General features: G+C 71.0%; 1 protein-coding gene and 1 pseudogene. Both read right to left on the bottom strand.

Translation table 11 applies throughout. The features are described from left to right. Window positions 1-146, bottom strand: a pseudogene (locus GKQ77_RS32500) (AMP-binding enzyme); the annotation flags it as partial. Window positions 147-710: 564 nt separating this feature from the next. Continuing rightward, window positions 711-1,692 (bottom strand): VWA domain-containing protein (locus GKQ77_RS32495; protein ID WP_219692743.1); only part of this gene is annotated, 982 nt, incomplete at its 5' end.

The following is a 1,692-nucleotide window of genomic DNA, read 5'->3' as shown; positions in this document are numbered from 1 at the left end:
ACCTTGTAGTTGGCCATCTCCCTGCGCGACCAGGCGATCAGGTCGTCCGCCGTCAGCGTCGAGTCCGGGCGGCGGACCGCGTAGGCCTTGGCCACCTCGCCCAGGCGCGGGTCCGGGATGCCGATCACGGCGACGTCGGCCACATCGGCAACGTCTGCCACGTCGTGAACGCCCTCCCCCACGGGACGCGGGGCGCGCCGCACAACAGGCTTCACGACCGGCGCGGCCACCGCGTCTACCCCCGAATCGGCCACGGGCGCGGCGACGTTCCGCACGGCGCGGGAGGCCGGAGCGGAGGCAGAGGCGGAAACCGAGTCGGCGGCGGAGCCGGAGTCAAACGCACCGGCGCCCAGCCGCGGCGCCGGCCCCTCCACGACGGCCCGCGTCACGGGCTGAACCCGCTCCGCCGACCGCAGCGGTCCGTCCGCCGCCTGCGCCCGCTCCCCGAACAGGAACCCGAGGACGAGCAACCCCCCGAGCAACAGCGCCACTCGAAGCGTCACTCGCCACACGCGCCGCCCGGCCACCACGCGCACGACACGCACGACGGCCCCGGACGGAACGGCTGCGGAAGCGGGCATCAAGACGGAGAGGTTCCTCTGCTGCGATGGAGCGGTAAGCCGGCGGAACGCATCACTCCGCACGCACGGCGCGCCGATCCTCGCACGGAACGCCCGCCCCCGCGCAAGTCCCCCGCTCCCGATGCACACTCATGTCCCGTTCGCTGCGGCCGTGTCCGGTATGGGAAGCGGTCGCCGCTCGATCGCCGCGGCCATCACCTCCGGGAAGAGGTCCGGCGTGCAGGCGAAGGCAGGCGCGTCCAGCGCGGCGAGCGCCGCCGCGTGCTCATGGTCGTACGCGGGTGTCCCTTCGTCGGAGAGCGCGAGCAACGTCACGAACTGCACCCCGGAAGCCTTCATCGCCGCGACCCGCTTCAGCATCTCGTCGCGGATGCCGCCTTCGTAGAGGTCGCTGATGAGGACGACGACCGTGTCGGCGGGGCGGGTGATCTGCGACTGGCAGTACGCGAGGGCGCGGTTGATGTCCGTGCCGCCGCCCAGCTGCGTGCCGAAGAGGACGTCCACCGGGTCGTCGAGCTGCTCGGTCAGGTCGACGACGTTGGTGTCGAAGACGACGAGCCGCGTGTTGAGCGCGCGCATGGAGCCGAGCACGGCACCGAACACCGAGGCGTAGACGACGGAGGCCGCCATCGAGCCCGACTGGTCGATGCAGAGGATGACCTCCTTCTTCACGGACTGCGAGGCGCGGCCATACCCGATAAGCCGCTCGGGCACGATCGTCCGGTACTCCGGCAGGTAGTTCTTGAGGTTGACCGCGATCGTGCGGTTCCAGTCGATGTCGTGGTGGCGGGGTCTGCTGACGCGCGCGCTGCGGTCGAGCGCTCCGGTGAGCGTGGAACGGGTCCGCGTCGCGAGCCGCTTCTCCAACTCCTCGACGACCTTGCGCACGACGGCCCGCGCGGTCTCCTTGGTCGTCTCGGGCATGGCCTTGTTGAGGGAGAGCAACGTACCCACCAAGTGCACGTCCGCCTCGACGGCCTCCAGCATCTCCGGCTCCAGGAGCAGCGTGGAGAGCCCGAGCCTGTCGATGGCGTCGCGCTGCATGACCTGGACGACGGACGAGGGGAAGTACGTCCGGATGTCCCCGAGCCAGCGCGCCACGGACGGCGCC

The sequence above is a fragment of the Streptomyces anatolicus genome (assembly GCF_019400875.1).
GTDB lineage: Bacteria > Actinomycetota > Actinomycetes > Streptomycetales > Streptomycetaceae > Streptomyces > Streptomyces anatolicus.
Note: the sequence above shows the minus strand (reverse complement) of the source record. Positions and strands in the feature narration are given on the sequence as shown.